The sequence below is a fragment of the Caballeronia sp. KNU42 genome (assembly GCF_053760385.1).
The window spans coordinates 798,619-822,872 of sequence record NZ_CM132390.1; the positions used below are offsets into that span (position 1 = coordinate 798,619).

Annotated in this window: 20 protein-coding genes; 1 reads left to right on the forward strand and 19 read right to left on the reverse strand. The window is 61.4% G+C overall.

Annotated features, from left to right (window positions below; all coding sequences use genetic code 11):
- Positions 1–15: 15 nt before the first annotated feature.
- Entirely contained in the window at positions 16–1,443 is a 1,428-nt protein-coding gene (locus tag ACSOSP_RS34885) for a hemolysin family protein (RefSeq protein ID WP_455315200.1), read from the reverse strand.
- Between the two features lie 61 nt (positions 1,444–1,504).
- Positions 1,505–2,671 (reverse strand): sensor histidine kinase, encoded by a 1,167-nt coding sequence (locus ACSOSP_RS34890; RefSeq protein ID WP_455315201.1) that lies wholly within the window; start codon positions 2,669–2,671, stop codon positions 1,505–1,507.
- Between the two features lie 253 nt (positions 2,672–2,924).
- Here ACSOSP_RS34890 and ACSOSP_RS34895 point away from each other — a divergent pair, with 253 nt between their 5' ends.
- Entirely contained in the window at positions 2,925–3,266 is a 342-nt protein-coding gene (locus ACSOSP_RS34895) for an FKBP-type peptidyl-prolyl cis-trans isomerase (protein ID WP_062086293.1), read from the forward strand.
- A gap of 115 nt (positions 3,267–3,381) precedes the next feature.
- Here the strand turns inward: ACSOSP_RS34895 and ACSOSP_RS34900 are convergent, their stop codons facing one another.
- The 17 genes from ACSOSP_RS34900 to leuC form a co-directional block, all read right to left on the reverse strand.
- A complete protein-coding gene (locus ACSOSP_RS34900) occupies positions 3,382–4,572 on the reverse strand; it encodes an O-succinylhomoserine sulfhydrylase (RefSeq protein ID WP_455315420.1) in 1,191 nt (396 codons plus the stop codon).
- A gap of 276 nt (positions 4,573–4,848) precedes the next feature.
- Positions 4,849–6,396: an amidophosphoribosyltransferase gene (gene purF, locus ACSOSP_RS34905; RefSeq protein WP_455315202.1), complete on the reverse strand. Its 1,548-nt coding sequence runs from the start codon at positions 6,394–6,396 to the stop codon at positions 4,849–4,851.
- A 150-nt stretch (positions 6,397–6,546) separates the two neighbouring features.
- Positions 6,547–7,083 (reverse strand): CvpA family protein, encoded by a 537-nt coding sequence (locus ACSOSP_RS34910; RefSeq protein WP_158940343.1) that lies wholly within the window; start codon positions 7,081–7,083, stop codon positions 6,547–6,549.
- 6 nt (positions 7,084–7,089) lie between these two features.
- On the reverse strand, positions 7,090–7,986 hold the full coding sequence (locus ACSOSP_RS34915; protein WP_455315203.1) for an SPOR domain-containing protein: 897 nt from the start codon (positions 7,984–7,986) through the stop codon (positions 7,090–7,092).
- A 35-nt stretch (positions 7,987–8,021) separates the two neighbouring features.
- Positions 8,022–9,344, reverse strand: coding sequence for a bifunctional tetrahydrofolate synthase/dihydrofolate synthase (folC, locus tag ACSOSP_RS34920; protein ID WP_455315204.1), 1,323 nt, complete (start codon positions 9,342–9,344; stop codon positions 8,022–8,024).
- 1,005 nt (positions 9,345–10,349) lie between these two features.
- The gene (gene accD, locus ACSOSP_RS34925; RefSeq protein WP_062086303.1) at positions 10,350–11,222 is read right to left on the reverse strand and encodes an acetyl-CoA carboxylase, carboxyltransferase subunit beta; all 873 of its coding nucleotides are present in this window, start codon (positions 11,220–11,222) and stop codon (positions 10,350–10,352) included.
- A 74-nt stretch (positions 11,223–11,296) separates the two neighbouring features.
- Entirely contained in the window at positions 11,297–12,100 is an 804-nt protein-coding gene (gene trpA / locus ACSOSP_RS34930) for a tryptophan synthase subunit alpha (RefSeq protein WP_455315205.1), read from the reverse strand.
- A 64-nt stretch (positions 12,101–12,164) separates the two neighbouring features.
- Entirely contained in the window at positions 12,165–13,052 is an 888-nt protein-coding gene (locus tag ACSOSP_RS34935; RefSeq protein WP_455315206.1) for a DNA-methyltransferase, read from the reverse strand.
- An 11-nt stretch (positions 13,053–13,063) separates the two neighbouring features.
- Positions 13,064–14,257: a tryptophan synthase subunit beta gene (gene trpB, locus ACSOSP_RS34940; protein ID WP_455315207.1), complete on the reverse strand. Its 1,194-nt coding sequence runs from the start codon at positions 14,255–14,257 to the stop codon at positions 13,064–13,066.
- A 56-nt stretch (positions 14,258–14,313) separates the two neighbouring features.
- Positions 14,314–15,000 (reverse strand): phosphoribosylanthranilate isomerase, encoded by a 687-nt coding sequence (locus tag ACSOSP_RS34945; protein WP_455315208.1) that lies wholly within the window; start codon positions 14,998–15,000, stop codon positions 14,314–14,316.
- On the reverse strand, positions 14,997–15,818 hold the full coding sequence (truA, locus tag ACSOSP_RS34950; protein WP_455315209.1) for a tRNA pseudouridine(38-40) synthase TruA: 822 nt from the start codon (positions 15,816–15,818) through the stop codon (positions 14,997–14,999). Before truA ends, ACSOSP_RS34945 begins: the two co-directional genes overlap by 4 nt.
- A 7-nt stretch (positions 15,819–15,825) precedes the next feature.
- On the reverse strand, positions 15,826–18,645 hold the full coding sequence (locus tag ACSOSP_RS34955; protein ID WP_455315210.1) for a histone H1-like repetitive region-containing protein: 2,820 nt from the start codon (positions 18,643–18,645) through the stop codon (positions 15,826–15,828).
- A gap of 181 nt (positions 18,646–18,826) precedes the next feature.
- Positions 18,827–19,948 (reverse strand): aspartate-semialdehyde dehydrogenase, encoded by a 1,122-nt coding sequence (gene asd / locus ACSOSP_RS34960; protein WP_455315211.1) that lies wholly within the window; start codon positions 19,946–19,948, stop codon positions 18,827–18,829.
- A 483-nt stretch (positions 19,949–20,431) separates the two neighbouring features.
- Positions 20,432–21,499 carry a 3-isopropylmalate dehydrogenase gene (leuB, locus tag ACSOSP_RS34965; protein ID WP_455315212.1) on the reverse strand — a complete coding sequence of 356 codons (1,068 nt, stop codon included), beginning with the start codon at positions 21,497–21,499 and terminating at the stop codon, positions 20,432–20,434.
- Positions 21,500–21,563: 64 nt separating this feature from the next.
- Positions 21,564–22,214, reverse strand: coding sequence for a 3-isopropylmalate dehydratase small subunit (gene leuD / locus ACSOSP_RS34970; protein ID WP_455315213.1), 651 nt, complete (start codon positions 22,212–22,214; stop codon positions 21,564–21,566).
- 51 nt (positions 22,215–22,265) lie between these two features.
- Positions 22,266–22,397 (reverse strand): entericidin A/B family lipoprotein, encoded by a 132-nt coding sequence (locus ACSOSP_RS34975; RefSeq protein WP_455315214.1) that lies wholly within the window; start codon positions 22,395–22,397, stop codon positions 22,266–22,268.
- Positions 22,394–23,803, reverse strand: a complete 1,410-nt coding sequence (gene leuC, locus ACSOSP_RS34980) for a 3-isopropylmalate dehydratase large subunit (RefSeq protein WP_455315215.1) — start codon at positions 23,801–23,803, stop codon at positions 22,394–22,396. The genes ACSOSP_RS34975 and leuC overlap by 4 nt, the downstream gene beginning before the upstream one ends.
- Between the last annotated feature and the right edge of the window lie 451 nt (positions 23,804–24,254).

Genomic DNA, 24,254 nt, shown 5'->3' on the forward strand with positions numbered 1-24,254 from the left:
AAGCGGAGCCGAAAATCACTCCGCTTCCTGCGCCACCTCTTCATGCGGATACACGCGCACGAGCACGATCCTTGGCCCGTTCATCTTCTTCACCACGATATCGAAGCGATCAAAGCCGATCCGCTGGCCTTCGCTCGGCAGATCGCCCAGCGCATTGATCACAAGCCCGCCGACCGACTCCGCCTGCCCCTCATCGATATCAATCCCCAGCGCCCGTTCCAGCGACACCACCGGCAAGCTGCCCTTGCCCATCAGCGTGCCATCGTCCATGCGTGACCAGTCCGCGTCGCCTTGACGAAACTCGTCGTGAATCTGGCCAACCAGCGCGCCCAGCAGGTTATCTAGCGTCAGAAAGCCGATCGGCTTCTGCCCCTTGCGTCCGACCAGCGCAAAGTGCGGCGCACCCTTGCGAAAGCGGCGGAACAGTTCAAGCGCCGACAGATTGCCGGCCACGTACTGCACCGGCCGCACGTGCCTGACCAGTTCATCCTGCTTCGCGTCCTGCCGTGTCAGCCCTTGCAACAAACCGCGCCCGGCGCCATTGCGTGCGAGCAGCAAGTCCTTCAGGTGAATCATGCCGAGCACGTGTTCGCTGGAGGCATCGGCGAAAAGGGGGTAGCGGCTGAAGCGATGGCGCGCGATCACTTGCATGTTGTCGCGCATGGGAACATCGTTGCGCAGGCCGACCATCTCGTGGTTCGGGCGCATCAGGTCGGAAACCGTCATGCGGCTGAAATCGAGCGAATGAGCGATGGTGTTCCACTCATCCGCGTTATACGAAGACCCGGAAGATCCGCCAGACCCGCCAGACCCCGCCGCCCCGATTGCATCCGGCAACGCGGCAGTCGATGCTCCGCTCAGGCGCCGGCCGCGCAGGATCAGCTTGAGTTCATCGGTGGAATAGTGGGCGTCGCCGCCGTGCTCGGCTCCAAGCCCGAACAATCGCAACACGAAATTCGCGCTCGAATTCAGCACCCAGATGAACGGATACATGGCCCAGTAAAAACCATAGAGCGGCATCGCGACCCACAGGCCGACCTGTTCCGCGCGCCGGATCGCCCACGATTTCGGCGCGAGCTCACCCACCACGATATGCAGGAACGAAATACAGGAGAACGCGAAGAACAGCGAGACGGCATTGATCAGCTTCACCGATTCGATACCGGCCAGCGCAAACAACGGATGCAGCAATTCAGCGAACGCCGGTTCACCCAGCCAGCCAAGCCCGAGCGATGCCAGCGTGATGCCAAGCTGACACGCGGACAAGTACGCGTCGAGCTTGCCATGTACCTTGGCCAGCAAACGGCCGGGCAGACCGTTCGACCGTGCGATGGCCTGAACGCGCGTGGCGCGCAGCTTGACGAGTCCGAACTCGGCCGCGACGAAAAACCCGTTCAACGCGACGAGCAACAAGGCACCAATTAGCGCGACAACCTGATTCAAAGCAACCTGCTCCACGAAATGAAACCGCCAGTATAGAGGTGCAAGCTGACCGAAAGTTAAATCAGGCGGCGCTCAACGGCACGCGAAACGTGAGCGCAACGGGGGCGCCATCGGTGAAATCATCGTGTTCGAAGGTCCCGCCGTGCGCCTCAGCCACGCGTTTGCACAGCGCGAGCGCCCACGCGATCCGCGCCGCTTCCCGCGGCAACGTTGCCTGCGTGCGGGCAAACGCTTCAAGCACGTGGGGAAGTTCAGGATCCAAAAACGCCTTCTGCGATGCCGTGAACGTGACGACAGCGCTGAACGCCCCGCCCTCCACCGAGCCCTTCAGCACCACCTTCGATCCCGCCGCACTCGCCTCGGTGGCGAACGCAAACATCAGCCAGAGCGCCTGGGTGAGACGTTCGCTGTCGGCGCTGATCTGCTCTTCCACCAGCGCGGATTCGACGTGCAGCGTCACCTGCCGCGCGCTCGCCAGACTCGCGCGTGCCTCCGATGCGCTCTGTTCCATCAAGTGCCGCAATGCAAGCGGCGCACGGCCGAGCGCGAGCGTCTTGGTCTCGGCACGGGTGGTATCGATGAATTGCTCGATCAGCTTCACCTGCTGTTCCACGCCGGAGCGAATCCCGACGAGCGCGCGTTGGGCGGCGGCATCGGCGGTATCGACCTTGCGCTCCAGCACGTAACCCCAGCTATGGATGGCGTTCAACGGACCACGCAGATCGTGCGATACGACCCCGAGCACGTGATCGCGCATGAACAACGCTGCTTCGGCACGCAAATGTGCGGTGCGCTCATCTGTTTCGGGATCGATATTGGTATCGGCTCGCGCCGATGTTCCAGGGGTGCACGGCGAAACGATCAGCGACACGGTATCGGCCTGGCCTGTGCTGCCGGGCAGCGCCAGGATGGCGAACGAACGCGGCCTCGCGCGCGCACCTTCGCCTTCATCAATGGATACCCGCGCACGCCGCACGCTGCCGGCGGCAAACGCGGCGTCGGCAACGTCGGCGAGCACGGCGATCAGGGGTTGGGGCAAAGCGGTATCGGCGAGAGCGCGGCCAACGAACGCGTGCGGGTCGAGATCGAACAGGTGGGCGAGAACGGTATCGGCTGACAGACAGCGCTGCGCGGTATCCAGCACGAGCACGGCGTCCGTGCCCGCGACCGGTGCTTCAGGACGGGGTGCGCGCCCCGTGTCTACCGTGCCGGAGAAAGACGTTGTCACGATGGCAAATCCTTGAGCGTTGATGAATGCGAGTATCTTGCCCGGTGTTATCGAGATGACTGCCCATTATAGGAGGGTGCTTCCGGGCTTTCCGCGTGGGGCTGTCCGCCCCTTCCTCCCTATTTTCGAGATATCGGTGCGGATGTGCAGCAAACCTCGTGCATGCTTCGCCGAGTGTAACGATGCCACCCGAAAGCCCTACAATACCGGTTTTAGATCCAGCTGGCGGTGCCGGCTTTTTAAGGAGTGTTACATGGCGATCGTGACGACCGACTCAGGGCTCAAGTATGAAGATTTGACGGTAGGCGAAGGCGCTGAAGCCGTTGCCGGCAAGTCGGTGAGCGTGCATTACACGGGCTGGCTCACGGACGGCCAGAAGTTCGACTCCAGCCACGACCGTAATGATCCGTTCGCGTTTGTGCTCGGCGGCGGCATGGTCATCAAGGGCTGGGACGAAGGCGTGCAGGGAATGAAGGTCGGCGGCAAGCGCAAGCTGACCATCCCGCCGCAACTGGGTTATGGCGTGCGCGGCGCCGGCGGGGTGATTCCGCCGAATGCGACGCTGGTGTTTGAAGTGGAGTTGCTGGAAGTTTAAGGTTCGTTCGCGCTGCGCCGACGGGGTTTCAGGTGACCGTCGGTGCGACTGGGCGGGAGTGCGGAGCTGAGCATTTACTAATGCTCAAACCGGCCCCCGCCGACTGCAACCAGAATTACCCGTTTAACCCGCGCTCCAGATCCCCTCGAATATCTCCGGCATTTTCGAGTCCCACCGCCAGCCGGATCAAACCCTCGCGAATTCCCGACGCTTCGCGCACTTCGGGCGTCAACCGTCCGTGTGTTGTCGTCGATGGATGCGTGATGGTCGTGCGCGTATCCCCAAGATTGCCGGTAATCGAACAGATTTTCGTTGCATCGATCACGCGCCACGCATTCGCCCGCTGCTCTTCCCGTGTCTCGCCCTTCAACTCGAACGACACGATCGCCCCGCCCGCCTTCTGCTGCTTCTTCGCAATCGCGTATTGCGGATGTGACTCAAGCCCCGGATAAAACACGCGCTCAATGGCGGGATGCGTCTCCAGCCAGCGCGCGATTTCCAGCGCATTAGCCGACTGCTTCTCCACCCGCAACGAGAGCGTCTCCATCCCCTTCAACAACACCCACGCATTGAACGCGGACAACGTCGGCCCTGCGCTGCGCACGAACGGAAACACCTTTTCCATGATGAACTGCTTCGACCCAACCAGCGCGCCACCCAGCACGCGCCCCTGACCATCGAGGAACTTGGTTGCCGAATGCATCACGACATCCGCGCCAAGCTTCAGCGGCTGCTGCAGCGCCGGGCTACAGAAACAGTTATCGACGACAAACAGCGCGCCCACTTCCTTCGAAATCTTCCCGATCGCTTCGATGTCCGCGATCTCGGTCAGCGGATTCGACGGCGTCTCCAGGAAAAACATCTTCGTCTCAGGACGCACGGCGGCGCGCCATTCATCCAGATTGGTAGGATCGACGAACGTGGTCGTGATGCCGAACTTCGTGAAGATCTGCGAGAACATGCCCACCGTCGAGCCGAACAGACTCTTCGAACTGACCAGGTGGTCGCCCTGCTGCATCGAGCACATCACCACCGCCATGATCGCGGCCATGCCTGAGGCCGTCGCCATGCACGCCTCACCGCCTTCCAGCGCCGCCAAACGGTTCTGGAACATCGCGACCGTCGGGTTCGTGAAGCGCGAGTACGTGTAAGCCTCTTCCGAGTTCTTGAAGCTCTCCGCGGCATGTGCGGCGCTCTCGAACACAAAGCTCGATGTCAGGAAAATCGCTTCCGAGTGCTCGTTGAAGTCGCTGCGCAGCGTTCCGGCGCGGACGGCGAGCGTATCGAAGTTGAGGTTTTCGTCCATGTTCGTGTTTTCCATTCTTTCCATTCACTTCTATTCAGGTGACCCGGCCACAAAACCGGGACGCAAAAAAGCCCGCTTCTGCGTCAGCATGAGCGGGCTCGGTGCGGAAAAGCCTGTAGCGTCGCCGGTGCGTGGTCCAGATTCCCACCGGTTCGCTTTAGCTGTTTCGGGTTCCGACTCAGGCTAAAGCAACTAGCCCGTTCATCAAAACCCGCGTCCGCAAGCTGATCTCAAATCGACGCAAACCCAATCCTATCACGCGTTTCCTTGACGCGTTCACTCCACCGACAACTGCAAGTGCAACTGCGAACGCGACATGCCGCCTTCCATGGCTTCGCTCGCGGCATCGCGATCCGACTGCGCTTGCGGTGCAAGACGCGCCGTCTCCAGCCGATCCAGATACGCCGAGTCGATGTCACCGGTGATGTAGTTGCCATCGAAACACGAGGCATCGAATTCACGCAGCGCCGGGTTGATATCGCGAATCGCCTGCTTCAGATCGGCCACATCCTGATACACCAGATGATCCGCGCCGATCATGCGCGCCACTTCATCGTCCGTGCGGCCATGAGCGACCAGTTCGCCGCGCGTGGGCATGTCGATGCCGTACACGTTCGGGAACTTCACCGGCGGCGCGGCGGACGCGAAAATCACCTTCGCGGCGCCTGCATCGCGCGCCATCTGCACGATTTCATGCGATGTCGTACCGCGTACGATGGAGTCATCGACGATCAGCACGTTCTTACCCTTGAACTCGATCGCCATCGCGTTCAGCTTCTGGCGCACCGACTTCTTGCGTACAGCCTGGCCCGGCATGATAAAGGTGCGGCCGACATAGCGATTCTTGAAGAACCCTTCGCGATACTCCACGCCCAGTTTCGCGGCCACCTGCATGGCGGCGGGACGCGATGAATCGGGAATCGGCATGACCACGTCGATAGGCACGTCCGGCAGCACGCGCTTGATCTTCTCGGCGAGGTAATCGCCCATGCGCAGGCGCGCGTTGTACACCGGCACGCCGTCGAGGCACGAATCGGGACGCGCGAGATACACGAGTTCGAAGATGCAGGGGTTCAGGCTCGGGTTCTCGGCACATTGCTGGCTGTGCAGGTTGCCGTCGTTATCGATGAAAATGGCTTCGCCCGGCTCCACGTCACGCACGAACTCGAAGCCGATACCTTCAACCGCCACCGATTCCGACGCCACCATCCATTCCACGCCCGTCGCGGTTTCCTGCTTGCCGAGGACCAGCGGACGGATGCCGAACGGATCGCGGAAAGCCACGAGGCCGTAACCCGCGATCAGCGAAACGATCGCATAAGACCCCTTCACTCGCCGATGCACACCGCTCACCGCCTTGAACAGCGCGGCCGGATCGAGTTCCAGGCCGGAGCTGGACAACTGCAATTCGTGGGCGAAGACGTTGAGCAGGACTTCTGTATCTGACGCGGTGTTGATGTGCCGGCGATCGATGCGGAACATCTCTTCCTTCAACTGCGGCCAGTTCGTCAGGTTGCCGTTATGCGCCAGGATGATGCCGAACGGCGCGTTCACGTAGAACGGCTGGGCTTCTTCCTCGCTCGATGCCGACCCGGCCGTCGGATACCGCACCTGGCCAATACCGACATTACCCGGCAGGCTGCGCATGTTGCGCGTGCGGAACACGTCGCGCACCATGCCGTTGGCCTTATGCATGTGGAAGTTATTGCCGTTCGCCGTCGCAATGCCAGCCGCGTCCTGCCCGCGATGCTGCAGGAGCAGCAAGCTGTCATAAATCAATTGGTTCACGGGAGTCTGGGAAACTACGCCTACGATGCCGCACATGGCATGGTCCTTCAAAGAGTCGAAACGGGTCCGAAAGCGGGTACAAAAGGCATATCGGTGCAACGAATGCAGGTGGCCCCTTGCGGGGAAATCAGACTGCAGGGTGTTGCGCCGAGCCGTAGCAAGGTTCTCGGGTAGCGGGCCAGGGCGTCATTGCGCAGGCGTGGCGGGCGGATCTTGCGGGCCGTCCGGCGTGGTGCGCAGGTACGCGGCGAGCGTATCGGGAAGCAGCGGTTTCAGTTCTCGCACGCCTTGTTCGGCCGCGGGCCGGAACAACGCGTTACGCCAGAAATCGTGTTGCGGCAGTTCGGTCAAGCCCGCGAGGGCGACCAGGATCACTACCAGAATGGCCCCTCTCACGAGGCCGAACAAAAGTCCAAGCGACCGGTCGATGCCGCGCAGCCCGACCACTTCGGTCACGCGCGTCAACAACGCGCCAGCCACGCTCGATACCACCAGCACACCCGCGACAATCAGCAAAAATGCAATCAACCATTGGGTCAGCGCCCCGCCCGGCCAGTGCGCCGGAATGTAAGGCACGACCAAACCAACAAACCGCCCCGCGATCAGCAGTGCCGCGATCCAGCCGATCAGGCCGAACACTTCGGCCAGGAGGCCCCGCCACATGCCACGCAGCGCGGAGAGGCCGATCACGGCCATCACCGCGTAGTCGAAACTCGTAAACATCTACAGCTAGTTCGCCGACGCGCTATTGCTGCTGCTGCCGCCGCCCAGTCCGGCTTGCCGAACCTTGACCAGCGCCGCCGATGCAGCCGCCCGGTCAGCGAACGGTCCGGCACGCAACAACGTGCGGGTGCTGCCGTCAGCCTGTTTCCGATGTTCGACATATGCGGGCACTCCCGACGCCTTCAACTTGGTCACCCAGTTTTGCGCGGCGGTGTCGTCATCGAAGGTACCGATCTGGACCACGAAACGGCTTCCCGCCGGGGAGGCCGGCGTGTTCGGTTTCGGGGTGGCTGCGGTAGCGGGTGCAGGCGCGTCCACTGGCGGTTTGGCGGCCATCGCTGCAGGCGGCGGTGTCACCGGCGTCGCTTCCGGCGGAGGCGTCGCGGCCTTGGCTTGCGCTTGCGTTTCTACCGGTTTAGAAGTTTGCTTCGAGTCGGGCTTTGCAGCCGCCGACTTTGAGTCCGGCTTTGAAGCCAATGCCGTCGCATTATCCGGAGTCGCTGCAGGACTGTCAGGCGCGACACCGGCTTGCGTATCCGCTGACGAATCAACTGCGCCGGCACCGGTCGCGTCTGTGTGACTCGTCTTGGGCAAAGGCGCGGCAGGGCGTGCGGGGATATCGATGGAGATGTCGTCGGTGACCGGCTTCGGATGCGAATCCAGCACCATTGGCAGGATGATCACCGCTGCCGCGACCAGTGCGAGCGCCCCGACCAGACGCCGCCGCGCACGCTGCTTTTCGGGCAGGGTGGGGTCGAGCATCATGGCGTCGGCTTCAGGACGGTCGCTGCGGCGCGTCCGGCGTTCGGTACGCACGGTCTGACGCGAGCCGCGCGGGGAGTCGGAGTATTCGTCGCGACCCGAGGGCGCGTCGTCTTTCTTGCCGAACGAGAAAAAGGACATGGTTGGCTTGTGCGAGAGGCTGGCCGGCCGTCCGTTCAATGACGCTGCGATTTACGGTAAGCCATCACGCCGGCCACCGTATGGAAACTGCCGAAAACCAAAATTCTATCATTTTCGGACGCTCGCTTTAACGCATCTTGAAAAGCGTCGGCCGGATTGTTGAATTGTGTAACGCTGCTGTCACTACTATCGTTGACGCCGGCATCACGTAAAACGCTTTCCAGCATGGCTGGAGACGCGCCGCGCGGGGTCGGCAGGGCTGTCACGTTCCAGTGATCGATCTCGCCCTTCAGATGCTCGATGACCCCGGCGATGTCCTTGTCGCCCATCGCGCCGAAGACCGCGTAGGTGTAGGGGAAAAAGCCCATGTTGCCGAGATTCTGAGCTAAAACGGCGGCGGCGTGGGGATTGTGGGCGACATCGAGTATCACTTGCGGCTTGCCCGGCACGACCTGGAAACGTCCTGGCAATTCGACGTTCGCCAGTCCCAGCCGGATATCCTGCGCCGACACCGGAATGCGCTCGCGCAGCGCTTCGAGCGCGGCCAGTGCCGCCGATGTATTGATCAGCTGATTCGCGCCGCGCAAAGCCGGGTAAGCGAGCGCCGAGCGCCGCTGCGTGCGGCCGATATAACTCCATTGCTGGCGCTCGTTGCCGCCTTGCGCTTCGTAGCGAAAATCGCGGCCGACCAGCCAGAGGTCCGCACCAATCGCTTTTGCGTGGTCGATCAGCGACTGCGGCGGCGAGGGATCACCGCAAATCGCGGGCGTATCCGCGCGGAAAATCCCGGCTTTCTCGAAGCCGATCTTCTCGCGGGTGTCGCCAAGGTATTCCGTATGGTCGATATCGATGCTGGTGACGATCGCGCAATCGGTATCGATGATATTGACCGCGTCCAGACGTCCGCCCAAGCCCACTTCGAGAATCACCGCGTCGAGGTTGCGGGTTGCGAACAGCCGCATGATCGCCAGCGTGGTGAATTCGAAGTACGTCAGCGAGACCGGTTCGGCCAGGCTCATGCGCGCTTGTTCGACGGCTTCGAAATGTTCGAGCAGTTCGTCGTTTGTGGCATCGACGCCGTTCAGCCGGGCACGCTCATTGAAATCGAGCAAATGCGGCGAAGTGTGGCAGCCCACGCGATACCCCGCGCGAACCAGGATGGTTTCGATGATCGCGCAGGTCGAGCCTTTGCCGTTGGTTCCGCCGACGGTGATCACGGGGCACGTGAATTTTAGTTCGAGCGCGTCGCGGACTTGGCTGATGCGCGTCAGGCCCATGTCGATGCCGACTGGATGCGCCGATTCCAGATAGGTCAGCCACGCGTCGAGGGTGGGGAAGGTGAACGGTGAAGTCGCCATGGATGGGAGTGTCGGGCTTAGGGGTTGATGCTGGTTGGTACTTTTGAGGGTTTTTCGTTCGCACTCGGGGTTGGTCGGGGTCGGGGGTGGTGCTGGGTTGCCAGGTTCTTGCGTTAGCGGTCGGGGTCATTGCCGGGTTGCTGCTTTCGGCCTTAGCGGTCTGCTTGAGTTGGCTCATTTCTTTACCACTATTAGCCACTGCGCGTGGCGGCGCGTCATTTCTTTGTCCAAAGCGACAAAGAAACGAAGCAAAGAAAGCGCTTTCAAAACGCGGGCTCATAAGTTGACCCAACGTGCAGTTTCCACGTTTTTGGCACCCCAAAAGCACGGTGCTCGCAAGAGCCACGGATGTGTGAAACCCTCCTTCTCCGAACACCGATACCCACACGCTTCGCCACCAGTGACTGAACCTGCCCAAGGAACACCCCGCGCTATCCGCGAACAACCACCCACCGAATATGAACTCGCGTCGAACCACGTCGCCAACCCGCCTCGAAATAAGGCGCTCGGATAGATGAGGCCCTACAGACAAAAATAATCGCGCCGATCATGCCGAGCATGCCGGCCAAGCAGCTAACCCATGAAAAGCCCCGGCCGCAGAAACGCGTAGGGCCGTGCTGGTTTCTTGGCAAGGGTGCTTGCCCGAGAGCGTACGGGGCGAAGCGTGTTCGTGTCAGGATTCGCGAGAAGGAGGGGTTCAAACATCCGTCGCTCTGGCGAGCACCGTGCTTTTGGGGTGCCAAAAACGTAAAAACTGCACGCTAGGTCAACTTATGGGCCCTCGTTTTGAAAGCGCTTTCTTTGCTTCGTTTCTTTGTCGCTTTGGACAAAGAAATGACGCGCCGCCACGCGCAGTGGCTAATAGTGCTAAAGAAAACATCAAACTCAAGCAGACCACTAACCCCGAAAGCAGCAACCCGGCAATGACTCAGACCGTTAACGCAAGAACCTGGCACCCCAGCACCACCCCCGCCCAACCCCCGACCGAGTGCGAACGAAACCCCCTCAGGCTACTGCATCAGCCGGCTGCAACGTCAGCAATGCAATCAAGCGCGCGATTTCCTCGCGCATCTTCCGGCGATCCACGATCATGTCAATCGCGCCCTTCTGGATCAGAAATTCCGAACGCTGAAACCCTTCCGGCAACTTCTCGCGCACCGTCTGCTCAATCACTCGCGGCCCCGCAAACCCAATCAACGCCTTCGGTTCGGCAATCACCACATCGCCCAAAAACGCAAAACTGGCGGACACGCCGCCCATGGTCGGATCGGTGAGAACGGAGATAAACGGCAGCTTGGCCTCGGCCAGCTTCGTCAGCATGGCCGTCGTCTTGGCCATCTGCATCAGCGACAGCAAGCTTTCCTGCATCCGCGCGCCGCCCGATGCCGTGAAACAAATGAACGGCGTGCGCTGCTCCAACGCGTTACGCGCGCCGCGTGCAAAACGCTCGCCGACCACCGAGCCCATCGAGCCGCCCATGAACGAGAACTCGAAACAAGCGGTCACGACCGGAATGGTGTGGATCGCACCGCCCATGACAACCATGGCGTCGGTTTCGTCCGTATCTTCCATCGCCTCTTTCAGGCGGTCCGGGTACTTCCGGCTGTCCTTGAACTTCAAGGCATCGACGGGCAGGATTTCCTGGCCGATCTCGTAACGGCCTTCCGGATCGAGCAAGCCGTCAAGCCGTTCGCGCGCGCCAATGCGCATGTGATGGCTGCATTTCGGGCAGACATGCAGATTCGCCTCGACGTCATTGCGGTACAGCACCGCTTCGCACGACGGGCACTTGATCCACAGCCCCTCCGGAATGCCCTTGCGGCTTTTCGGATCGGTTTGCTTGATCTTCGGCGGTAACAATTTGTCGAGCCAGCTCATCGTGTGTCCTTCGTAGTTTCGCGTGTTTTGCAGCCCATTTGGAGAGGTTTTAACCTCCGGGCCGCAATAACAGGTTATTTTGCAGAATCGAGCGCAGAGCGAATTTCAGCGATAAAGCTCGTCAGCAACCCGGCCGCCTTCTCCGGCGGCGCTTCTTCAAGCAGTTGCACGAGACGGCTGCCAATCACCACGGCATCCGATACATCGGCCACCAGCCTCGCGGACGCGGCGTCGCGGATGCCGAAACCCACCCCCACCGGCAACGCGACATGCGCCTTGATGGCCGGGATTTTACTCGCGATGCTGGCCACGTCCAGATTTGCCGAACCGGTCACACCCTTCAGCGACACATAGTAGACATATCCGCTCGCCACTTTACCGACCGCGGCAATGCGTTCATCGGTCGATGTGGGCGCCAGCAGGAAGATGGGATCGATGCCGGCAGCACGCATCGATTCGCTGAATTCAACCGACTCTTCCGGCGGGTAATCGACGACCAGAACGCCATCCACGCCCGCGTCCTTCGCCGCTTTGGCGAAGGCTTCGGTGCCCATCCGTTCGATCGGGTTTGCGTAACCCATGAGGACTACCGGCGTGGTGGTGTTGGTCTCGCGAAAGCGCTTCACATCAGCGAGCACGCGCTTGAGCGAGACACCCTTGGCCAACGCGCGCTCCGACGAGCGCTGGATCACGGGGCCATCGGCCATCGGATCGGAAAACGGCACGCCCAGTTCGATGACGTCCGCTCCGCCCTTGGCGAGCGCATGCATGAATTCGACGGTTTGCTCGGGGTTCGGGTCCCCTGCCGTGATGAACGGGATCAGACCTTTCTTGCCCTGCTCGGCCAACGCCGAAAATGTGCTTTTAATACGGGACATGAGTTAATCTCTTTGCGCGAAATCCGCGCCTTTTAGCGTTTTTTTGCAGTGACTTGGCAGACGGTTAAGCGGCATTCGCTTGATCGACGGCGGCCTCGGCATTTGGTTCGACCCGCACGCCAACGGACCGCGTCTCCGCGACCCGCTTCTCGGCAATCGCGTGATAGTCGGCGTTGATCTCGTAGCCGATGAACTCGCGCCCATGACGCGCACAGGCAACGGCGGTCGTGCCGCTGCCCATGAACGGATCGAGCACGCGCCCACCGCGCGGACAACTCGCCAGCACCATGCGCTCGACGATCTCAAGCGGCTTTTGCGTCGGATGGTCCACCCGCTCGGCATGCTGCCGGTGCAACCGCGACACCGACCATACGTCCTTCGGGTTGTAACCCAGCTCCAGCCACTTGCTGCCTTCGAACAATTTGCGCGAACGCGCCTTCTTCGTCACTGCGTCGTAGGGGATGCGGATGGGATCGAGATCGAAGAAGTAATCCTTCGATACCGCGAAATAACCGATGTTGTCGTGCACTGACGTATATCTGCGCACCGTTCCGCCCATGCTCGGCACGCGCCGGTCCCACACGATCTCATTGACCATGGTGAGGCGGCGCTTGAGGAACACGAAGATCTCCGGCGCATATTGCCACGTGCAAAAAATGTAGAGCGAACCGCTTGGCTTGAGCTTCGGAATGGCCAGTTCAAGCCAGCCGTAAGTCCAGTCGAGGAAGGCATCGCCCGAACGCATGTCCGAGTCGTTGCCGTAATCCTTGCCCAGGCCGTACGGCGGATCGGCCACGATCAAGTCGATCGAGCCGTCCGGGAGGTTCGCTGCATCGGTTAAGAAATCGCGGTGATGCAAGTGGATGCCGCGCTCGATGCCGCCGTGGACGTCCTTGTGGACATCACCACCGGCGGCGCCGTGCGCACCTGCATGATCGATTTCATCGCGCATCGGTTGCGGGCTCAGAACGTGATGCCGGTGCGCTCGGCGACCGTATGCATGTCCTTGTCGCCACGGCCCGAAAGATTCACCAGCAGCAGCTTGTCTTTCGGCAGCGTGGGCGCGAGCTTCGCAGCGTAAGCGAGTGCATGACTCGATTCCAGCGCAGGGATGATCCCTTCGATCCGGCAGCAATCGTGGAAACCCTTCAGCGCTTCTTCATCGGTAATGCCCACGTACTCGGCGCGGCCCGCGTCCTTCAGCCATGCATGTTCCGGGCCGACGCCGGGATAATCCAGCCCGGCTGAAACCGAATGCGTCTCGATGATCTGGCCGTTTTCATCCTGCAGCAGATACGTACGGTTGCCGTGCAGAACGCCCGGGCTTCCGCCAATCAACGATGCCGCGTGACGGCCGGTGCTGATGCCATCGCCAGCGGCTTCCACGCCGATCAGCTTCACGTCTTTATCTTCGATATACGGATAAAAGATGCCCATCGCATTCGATCCACCGCCAACGCACGCGATTACCGCGTCGGGTTGACGCCCCGTCATTTCGGGCATCTGGACCTTGCATTCATCGCCGATAACGCGCTGGAAGTCGCGCACCATCATCGGATAAGGATGCGGCCCCGCCACCGTGCCGATGATGTAGAACGTGTTCTCCACGTTCGTCACCCAGTCGCGCATGGCTTCATTCAGCGCGTCCTTGAGCGTTTTGGAGCCGGATTCGACCGGCACGACCGTCGCGCCGAGCAGCTTCATGCGGTACACGTTCGCCGCCTGACGCCGCACGTCTTCCGAGCCCATGTAGACCACGCATTCCATGCCGAAACGTGCGGCGATAGTCGCCGTGGCGACGCCGTGCTGTCCCGCGCCGGTTTCCGCGATCACGCGCGGCTTGCCCATCTTGCGAGCGAGCAGCGCCTGGCCAATCACGTTGTTCACTTTGTGCGCGCCGGTGTGATTCAGGTCTTCACGCTTGAGGAAGATTTGCGCGCCGCCGAGCATGTCGCTCCAGCGTTTGGCGTGATAAATCGGCGACGGACGGCCGACGTAATGCTTCAGTTCGTATTCGTATTCCGCGATAAATGCCGGATCCTTGCTGCATTCAGCATAGGCGTCGCGGAGTTCGTCGAGTGCGTGGATCAGCGTTTCTGATACGAATGTGCCGCCATATGGGCCGAAATGACCCCGATCGTCTGGTAAGTTGTACATATGTCACTCTCTCGGTACGTGGCAGCGTTGCGCTTGCCCACGTCGTTCCTTCTTGATCATCCAGCGTCTGCTTCGCGCACTGCGCGTACAAACGCCGCCATTCGGGCGTGATCCTTCACGCCCTTCACCCCCGCCAATTCGATGCCGCTGGAGACATCGACTGCGTAAGGGCGCACGCGCCGGATGGCGTCAAGGACGTTTTGCGCGTTCAACCCACCACTCAAAACGGCCCGATGCCCGAGATCTGTTGGGATAAGTGACCAATCGAATACCTTTCCACCGCCACCGTAGCCATCGACAAGGGTGTCGAGGAGCAATCCGCTGGCTGCTGAATAATTAAGAGATGATTCTACCAAATCGCGTGCAGTGGCATCAGGCCCTACCCGCACAGCCCGCCACCAAGGCAAACCGGCCACTTCAGCAAGCGCCTCGCATTGCGCCGGGGTTTCATCGCCGTGGAATTGCAGCAGCGACAAGCGCACGTTCGATGTCACTTCGCGAATCCATTCCGGCGTGGCGTTGACGAACAAACCGACCGCCGAGACGAGCGGCGGCACGTGTTCCGCCAGCTCCACCGCCTGCCCCACGCTGACCGAACGCGGACTGGGCGGATAGAAGACGAAACCCACGGCGTCGGCGCCGAGCGAGACGGCGGTATCCACATCTTCCGTCTTCGACAAACCGCACAGCTTGATTCTCGTCCGGCGCAAATCGCTACTCGTGCTACTGATACCGTCACTCATGCTTGGTCTCGTTTTTTGTTGTCCTGCCAGACCGCGCTCCACGGGTAACTTCCCAGACGCGGTGCAGGCACTGCGAAGTTCTCAGGATAGCCGACCTCGGCCAAATACAGGCCGTCGGGCATGAAGGTGGGCGCGGCGCGTTTGCGGTCGCGCGCTTCCAGCAATTCCGCCATCCACGACGCCGGATGCTTGCCACGGCCAATCGCGACGAAACAGCCCATCAGGTTGCGCACCATATGGTGCAAAAACGCGTTCGCCCGAAACCGGAAGTGGATGAAATCCCCTTGCTCCACGATATCGATCTGATGCAGGTATTTCACCGGCGTCTTCGCCTGACATTCGGACGAGCGGAACGCGGTGAAATCGTGCTTGCCGATCAGGCAGGCGGCGGCTTCGCGCATCGCGTTGGCATCGAGCGCCGCGTAGCACCAGCCGGCGTGGCCGGTGATCATCGGTGAGCGGACCGGATGGACGTACAACGAGTAGTAATAGGTGCGCTCGTAGGCGCCGAAACGGGCGTGGAAGTCGTCGGGCATCGGGCGCGCCCACTGCACCGCGACGCTCTGCGGCAAGAACGCGTTCGTGCCGCGCACCCAGGCGAAGTCGGTGCGCTCGAGTTCGGTATCGAAATGCACGACTTGGCCGAGCGCGTGCACGCCGGTATCCGTGCGCCCCGCGACGACCGTCTGCACGCGCGTCTGCATGAACTTCCCCAACGCGCGTTCAAGGACGTCCTGAACGGTCGGCACGTCCGATTGAGTCTGCCAGCCGCTGAACGCCGAACCGTCGTACTGGATGCCTAATGCAATGCGTTTCACAGGCATCTCAGGACAGCGGCGCCAGCGTCGATAACAGCGAGGCGGCGGCCTGGCGTGTAGCCGGGTCGTTCGATTCGATCACTTCCTGCAGCAACGTGCGCGCACCGGTTAAATCGCCGAGTTCAATGTATTCGACGGCCAGTTCGAGCTTGTTGCGGGCTATCGTCGAGATTTGCTCGGGGGTGAAGGCCGGTAGCGGTTCGGTCTGGCTCGACGGCGAGTTCAAGTCGAAGTCGAGGCTCAGGGGGCCGAAACGCGATGCGCCAAGGCCCGCCACCGATGCCGCACCCGCCGTGCCGGATTCGATTTGCTCGCTCGCGGATGGCGGCGGCGGGGTCGATTCAGGGTGGCGATGCTGCTCGTTCTGGTGATCAAAGACGGCCGGGTCAGCGATTGGCTGGGGCGTGGCGGGCGCGGGAGCCAGCGGGGCTTCGTTTTGCGTGGTGGGTTCGGCGGAATTCTGGACGTCCGAAGGCGCACGCGCCTCCTGACGGGGCGGCAAACCGAAATCGAGCGCACTCAAGGCTTCGATAGCCTCTTGCGGGAATTTGGGCTGCGGGAAGCGGGAGGCTGGAGAAGGTTCGTCGTCGTAGGCGGATGCGTCTTCAGCGTGGTTCGGGTGGTTCGTTGCAAATTCGGATGTAGCCGGATGGGCAGGTGCCGCGTGTTCGTCGCTTTCGTGCGCCGTGGATGCGCGCATCGAAGCTTCACGAGCTTCTGCTTCACGAGCTTCTGCTTCACGGGCTTCTGCTTCACGAGCTTCTGCTTCACGAGCTTCTGCTTCACGAGCTTCTGCTTCCCGAGCTTGCGCTTCGCGGGTTGCAGCCTCACGAGCAGCGACTTCGCGGGCTTCTGCTTCCCGAGCTTCCATTTCACGCGCTGCGGCTTCACGAGCTGCAGCTTCCCTTGCGGCGACTTCACGAGCTTCCGCTTCACGGGCTGCAGCCTCACGAGCAGCGACTTCCCGCGCCTCTGCTTCGCGGGCTTCTGCTTCCCGAGCCTCCGTTTCACGCGCTGCGGCTTCACGAGCTGCGGCTTCCCTTGCGGCGACTTCACGAGCTTCTGTTTCACGGGCCTCTGCTTCGCGCGCTGCGGCTGCCCTGGCTGCGGCTTCGCGCTCTTCTGCTTCGCGCGCTTCCGCTTCACGAGCTTCCGCTTCACGAGCTTCCGCTTCACGAGCTTCCGCTTCACGAGCTTCCGCCTCACGAGCTTCCGCCTCACGCACTGCGGCTTCGCGGGCTGCGGCTTCCCTGGCAGCGGCTTCGCGTGCTTCTGCTTCGCGTGCTTCCGTTTCACGGGCTGCGGCTTCACGGGCTGCCGCTTCCCTTGCGGCGACTTCGCGAGCTTCCGCCTCACGAGCTTCCGCTTCTCGCGCCGCCAACTCACGCGCTGCCGCCTCTTGCGCCTCCCGTTCTCGCGCTGCGGCTTCCTGCGCCACGGCCTCTCGCGTCGCCTGTTCCAGCGCCGCCGCATCGCGGAGCTCTTGCTCCCGAGCCTCCATTTCCGCACGCAACGCCTCGGCGCGATCCGCCGCAGCCCGTTCCGCAGCCAACGCCGCCTCGATTGCCCCCGGGCGCGGCGGCGTGAAATCGCGATGAAGCGCTGCAGGCGCAGCTGGCATGAATGGCGCCCGCTTGCTGTCCGTGTCGCGTGTCGGACTTGCTGCTGCATCTTGCGCGCGGCTCTCGCTCAGCGTTACTCGCGTGCCGTCGGCATCGTCGTCTATTGGATTGCTTTCGGCCGGCGGAAATGGTTTGTCTTCGGTCGGGGTATCGAAGGACTGCGCGGCATCGTAGTTTTCCATGCTCGCAGCCACCCCGTTCAGCTCGCCTTGAGCGCGCTGAACCGATGCCCCATCGAGATCGGCAGCGCCCGTGGGCGCTTGCGCGTGACTCGTCGATCCATCGTGAAGCGGCCCTGTCTCTGACGGCGTCGATACCAGCGGCGGTTCTTGCTGCGCGCGTTCATAGGTGCTCACCGCAGCGGCGGCGCTTACGGCACGCCGCCGTTTCCCGGCCCGCATCAAGAGCAGCAACAAGCCGATCGCGACGACAGCCCCGATGAGCCAGCCGATCGGCCCGTTCATCGACGTAGCCGCAGACCCCGTCTCTGTCGGCGCGCTCACCGGTGCGACAGTCGCCGCAGGCGCGCTCGCTGCAGGCGCGACTTCCGATGCAGGCGCCACTTCGCTGGCGCTCGCCGTGGATTGAGCTTCCGATGTCGGCAACGCCGCGTTCGGCTCGCTCGATGCGTTCGGCGCGACCGTAGCGACAGCGCCACTCGCGGTCATCGCGGCTCCGTTCACCGCGCCGACAACATTCGACGCCCCCTCGGCCGGCGCAGCAGCCGCCGAACTGCTAGCCTCAACTGCCGGCGACGAAGCTGCCACAGACGCGGAAGCCCCGGAAGCCGCAGCAGCCGCAGCAGCCGCACCCGCATCCTCAACCACCGGCACGTTCAACACCGATCCGAGTTTCAACCGACTTGGGTCATGACCCATGAACGCGTTCGGATTCGCGTCGAAGAGTGCGCGCGACATCTTTTCGCGCGTGGCGCGGTCGGTCGAACCGGTGATCTGGGAAGCGATATCGCTGAGCGACTGCCCGGGTTTCACGCTGTACTGCGTGATAGCACCCGCCGCCGATGCAGCCGCTGGTGCCGAAGCCTCTGAAACGGCAGACGCGCTGCTGGCCTGGGCGCTGGCATCGGAGGAAACGAATGTCCCGAGCAGCACACTCGCGACACTTGCCGCGATCAGCGCCGCGCGCCGCGAGCGGCTGGGCAAGCGTAGCTGTGAATGAAGCGGCCGACTCGGACGAACGATCATTGATACTCCAGGCGAGTGGACAGCGAACAAGAAACCAACAAAACGGGGCGACATCCAGAACTGGCCGCAGACCGATTGCGCAATATCAGCAACCCACCCGCAGAACAGCCGCACAACGAAAAAGCGCCGCGCAAGCGCGACGCTTCCATGAACTGCTACGCGTCGTGGCGCGTAGTTTACTTTACTTGTCCAGCAGGATGCGCAGCATCCGGCGCAGCGGTTCCGCCGCGCCCCACAGCAACTGGTCGCCGACCGTGAACGCCGACAGATATTCGCCGCCCATAGCCAGCTTGCGCAAGCGGCCGACCGGCACCGTCAGCGAACCCGTGACCACTGCCGGGGACAAATCGCGAATCGATGCTTCGCGTTCGTTCGGCACAACCTTCACCCAATCATTCGCCGATGCCAGAATGCCGTGCAACTCATCCAGCGGCACGTCCTTCTTGAGCTTGATGGTCAACGCCTGCGAGTGACAGCGCATTGCACCGATCCGCACGCACAGGCCGTCGACGGGAACCGAACCCGGCTCGCCCATGGCAGGCAGCCCCAAGATCTTGTTGGTTTCCGCGCCGCCCTTCCACTCTTCCTTCGACATGCCGTTGCCGAGATCCTTGTCGATCCACGGAATCAGCGCGCCGGCCAGCGGCACGCCGAAGTTATCGATAGGCATACGGTCACTGGACATGGCTGCCTGCACGCGCTTGTCGATATCCAGGATGGCCGACGACGGGTCCGCCAGATCTTCCTTGGCCGCGCCGTACAGCACGCCCATTTGCTGGAGCAGTTCGCGCATGTTCTGCGCGCCCGCGCCGGATGCAGCCTGATACGTCATGGCGGTGGTCCACTCGACCAGGTTCTGGTTGAACAAGCCACCCAGCGCCATCAGCATCAGGCTCACAGTGCAGTTCCCGCCGATGAAATTCCGGCCGCCCTTGACCAGCGAATCCTTGATGACGCTCAGGTTCACCGGATCGAGGATGATGACCGCGTCGTCCTTCATGCGCAGCGACGAAGCTGCGTCGATCCAGTAACCCTTCCAGCCGGCCGCGCGCAGCTTCGGGAACACCTCGTTGGTGTAATCGCCGCCCTGGCACGTAATGATGACGTCGCACTTTTTCAGGTCGTCGATGCTTGTCGCATCCTTGAGTTTCGTCTCGTTTTTCGCGAACGACGGCGCATTGCCGCCCGCATTGCTGGTGCTGAAAAACACCGGTTCGATCAGGTCGAAATCGCCTTCCTGCTGCATACGCTGCATCAGGACGCTGCCGACCATGCCGCGCCAACCAACGAGACCTACATTCATGACTAACCTTATGTGTGGACACTTCCCCGCTTGGCCCAGACCCTCCGCCGGCGTGACCGCGCGGGGAAGATGGGCGGGCACGACGGGCGATCAGCTGAACGTGATCGTTTTGAGGGAAATGGTTTTCGTAATGCGTTTGGACAGCGCAACCGTACCCAGATGCGTGTCCAGACGCGTAATGGCGAGACGAATCGTGCGGGCGCCTGAGCGAATGCCGCCGCATGAAATCGAGTCCAGAGAGATTGAAGAGATCTTCGCCATAAGAAAAGACTATACACGATAACCCGCATATTCGTCCCTCCACGCGAGCGTTCCGCGCCTTTTGACGTGGTTCGTGCGCTAAAAGCGACGAATCGAGATGAAATATCGCGATTGTCAGTATCCGACAAAAACGTCCGCCGCGAGACGCTTTTCCACCGGAATTTTTCGCTGACGCGTGCGGCCAACTCTTCCGATGAAAAAGCGCTTACTCAGTGCTGAAGCTTAGAGTGCTGCGATAACCGCATTGCCCATTTCTACCGTGCCGACCGTGCGGCCGTCCGGCGTCGCGATGTCGCCGGTGCGCAGACCTTGCGCAAGCACCTTTTTCACCGCCGTTTCAATCCGGTCAGCCTGTTCGGCCTTGCCGAGCGAATAACGCAGCATCATGGCGGCCGACAGGATGGTCGCCAGCGGATTCGCCACGCCCTTGCCCGCGATATCCGGCGCCGAACCATGCGACGGCTCGTACAAGCCCTTGTTGTTCTTATCGAGCGAAGCGGACGGCAGCATGCCAATGGAACCCGTCAGCATGGCCGCTTCGTCGGAGAGAATGTCGCCGAACATGTTGCCTGTCACCACCACGTCGAAAGCCTTCGGGGCCTTCACCAACTGCATGGCCGCATTGTCCACGTACATGTGCGATAACTCGACGTCCGCATATTCCTTCGATACATCGATCATCACGTCACGCCAGAATTGCGAGGTTTCGAGCACGTTGGCTTTATCGACGCTCGTCAGCTTCTTCGCGCGCTTTTGCGCGGCCTGAAACGCCACGTGAGCGATCCGACGCACTTCCGGCTCGGAATAACGCATGGTGTCGAAGCCTTCCTTCGCGCCTTCGAACAAGCCATCCGGCGATGAGCGCACGCCGCGCGGCTGGCCGAAATAGATATCGCCGTTCAGTTCGCGGATGATCAGGATATCCAGTCCCGCGACAATTTCCGGCTTCAGCGACGAAGCCGCCGTCAATTGCGGGTAACAAATGGCCGGACGGAAATTCGCGAACAATTGCAGGTGCTTGCGCAGACCCAGGATGGCTTGCTCGGGACGCAGCGGGCGTTCGAGCGAATCGTATTTCCAGTCGCCCACGGCGCCGAACAGGATTGCATCCGATGCTTTCGCCAGCGCGAGCGTGGCTTCCGGCAGCGGATGTCCGCTCGCCTCGTAACCCGCGCCGCCAACAGGCGCTTCTTCGAGCTCGAACTTTTCGTCGAGCGCATTCAGGACCTTGACGGCTTCCTTGATGATCTCCGGACCGATGCCATCGCCGGGCAGCACTGCAATCTTCATGGTGTTTCCTTCCTTTTCTTGTTTATTTGCACACGTTCGACCGTTATTCGAACGTTATTCGTACTCAGCCGACGAGGCGGTTATTCAGCCACGGCTGCTTCACGAGACGCTCGTTTTCGAACTGACGGATCTTGTCGGCGTGGCGCAGCGTGAGCGCGATGTCGTCGAAGCCGTTCAGCAGGCAGAACTTGCGGAAACCCGGCACTTCGAACGGGAATTCCGTGCCGTCGCCCGTCAGCACGACCTGGCGTTCCAGATCGACCGTCAGCTTGAAACCGTTGAACGCGTAGGTTTCGTTGAACAGCCTGTCGACCTGACTTTCGGTCAGGACGATCGGCAACAGGCCGTTCTTGAAGCAATTGTTATAGAAAATATCCGCAAAGCTCGGCGCAATGATCGCGCGGAAACCGTACTGGTCCAGCGCCCACGGCGCATGCTCGCGCGAGCTGCCGCAGCCGAAGTTCTTGCGCGTCAGCAGGATCGACGCGCCCTTGTAGCGCGGCTGGTTCAGCACGAAATCCGGATTCAGCGGCCGGTTCGAGTTGTCCTGACCCGGCTGGCCGACATCGAGATAACGCCATTCGTCGAACGCGTTCGGGCCGAAACCCGTGCGCTTGATCGACTTGAGAAATTGCTTCGGGATGATCGCGTCGGTGTCGACGTTATCGCGATCCAGCGGCGCCACGAGCCCGCTATGTACGATGAATTTTTCCATGATGCTTTACCGGTTTGCGGTTTGGTTAGCTTGACCGTTCTTTGGAGCCGCTTACTTGTCGGCCGCGTTGCTGATCGAATTGCCGAGGTGATGCAGATCCTCGCCAAAGCCGTGGACCGTATTGCAGCCCGCAGCACTGGCAACGACAGCGATCAACGCCATTAGAGTAAAGACGCGTTTCATGCCAGCTCGCGGATATCGACGAAATGACCTTCGATAGCGGCAGCAGCCGCCATCGCCGGGCTCACCAGATGCGTACGACCGCCTGCGCCCTGACGCCCTTCGAAATTACGATTCGATGTGGATGCGCAGCGCTCGCCCGGCTCGAGGCGGTCGGCGTTCATCGCGAGGCACATCGAGCAGCCCGGTTCGCGCCACTGGAAACCTGCGTCGAGGAACACCTTGTCCAACCCTTCGCGTTCCGCCTGCGCCTTCACGAGACCGGAACCCGGCACGACCATGGCCAGACGGATGTTCGACGCAACCCGACGACCGAGCGTCTTCACCACATACGCCGCGGCGCGCAAGTCTTCGATGCGCGCATTCGTGCACGAGCCGATGAAAATCTTGTCCGGCTTGATCGACTGCATCGGCGTGTTCGGTTCGAGCGCCATGTACTTCAGCGCGCGTTCGATAGCGTCGCGCTTGATCGGATCCTTTTCGCGCTCGGGGTCCGGTACGCGACCGTCGATCGATGTCACCATTTCCGGCGACGTGCCCCACGTCACTTGCGGCACGATTTCGGCGGCATTCAGCTCCACCACGCGATCGAATTTCGCGCCCGGATCGGAGGTGAACGTGCGCCAGTAGGTTGCCGCCTGCTCGAACTCCGCGCCGTGCGGCGAGTACGGACGATCTTTCAGGTAGTTGATGGTGGTTTCATCGACGGCGACCATGCCCGCCCGTGCGCCCGCTTCGATGGCCATGTTGCAGACCGTCATGCGCCCTTCCATCGACAGCGCCCGGATGGTCGAACCGCCAAATTCGATGGCGTAGCCATTGCCGCCCGCCGTACCAATCTTGCCGATGATGGCCAGCACGATGTCTTTCGCGGTGCAACCGCGCGGCAGCGGCCCTTCGACCTTGACGAGCAAATTCTTGCTCTTCTTTTGCAGCAGGGTCTGCGTGGCGAGCACGTGCTCGACTTCCGACGTACCAATGCCATGCGCCAGCGCGCCGAACGCGCCGTGCGTGGAGGTATGCGAGTCGCCACAGACAATGGTCATTCCCGGCAGCGTGGCGCCCTGTTCCGGCCCGATGATGTGCACGATGCCCTGACGCAAGTCGTTCATCTTGAACTGCGTGATGCCGTAGGCGTCGCAGTTTTGGTCGAGCGTATCGACCTGCAGCTTCGAGATCGGGTCCGCGATGCCGTGCGAACGATCGGTCGTCGGCACGTTGTGATCCGATACCGCCAGGTTCGCGCTGATCCGCCACACCGGCCGTTCGGCCAGTTTCAGACCCTCGAACGCTTGCGGGCTGGTCACTTCGTGAAGCAAATGACGGTCGATGTAGAGGATGGACGTACCATCGTCCTCGGTGTGAATCACATGCGAGTTCCACAACTTGTCGTACAGAGTCTGGGCCATGGTCTTTTCAGGTGTTGTGACTGCGGGGGTGTTTTTTGGTTTGATGATTATGCCACGCAGGATAGCGCATTGCGCTATCGATGAAGAAAAAACTGATATAAAACAGTGAGTTAGGGTGGTAGTGGAGCTACCTGTATGGGGAGTACCGGGATGGCCTGTTTAACCCGAATGCAGAAAAGAATCAGCCGTTTAGCCGCGCCGCGAGCCTATTAAGAAGGCAAATCAGGAGAAGTCGGCCGCGCGGAATAAACGGCCTGAGGGGAGTGCCTCGAATTTAGTATCCGCCGCGTCTGGAGCAGCTAGCCGCTCGACAATGCTCACACTGGCGCATTGGCTGCACTTTTCGATCCACGGAGGAACGTGGGCCGGGTGGACGCGGTCAGCGACGAAGCCGGCGTGGTCGATAGCCGCTCGATCATCGCTATTTTTGTCCTGGTCTCGAATATCCCGG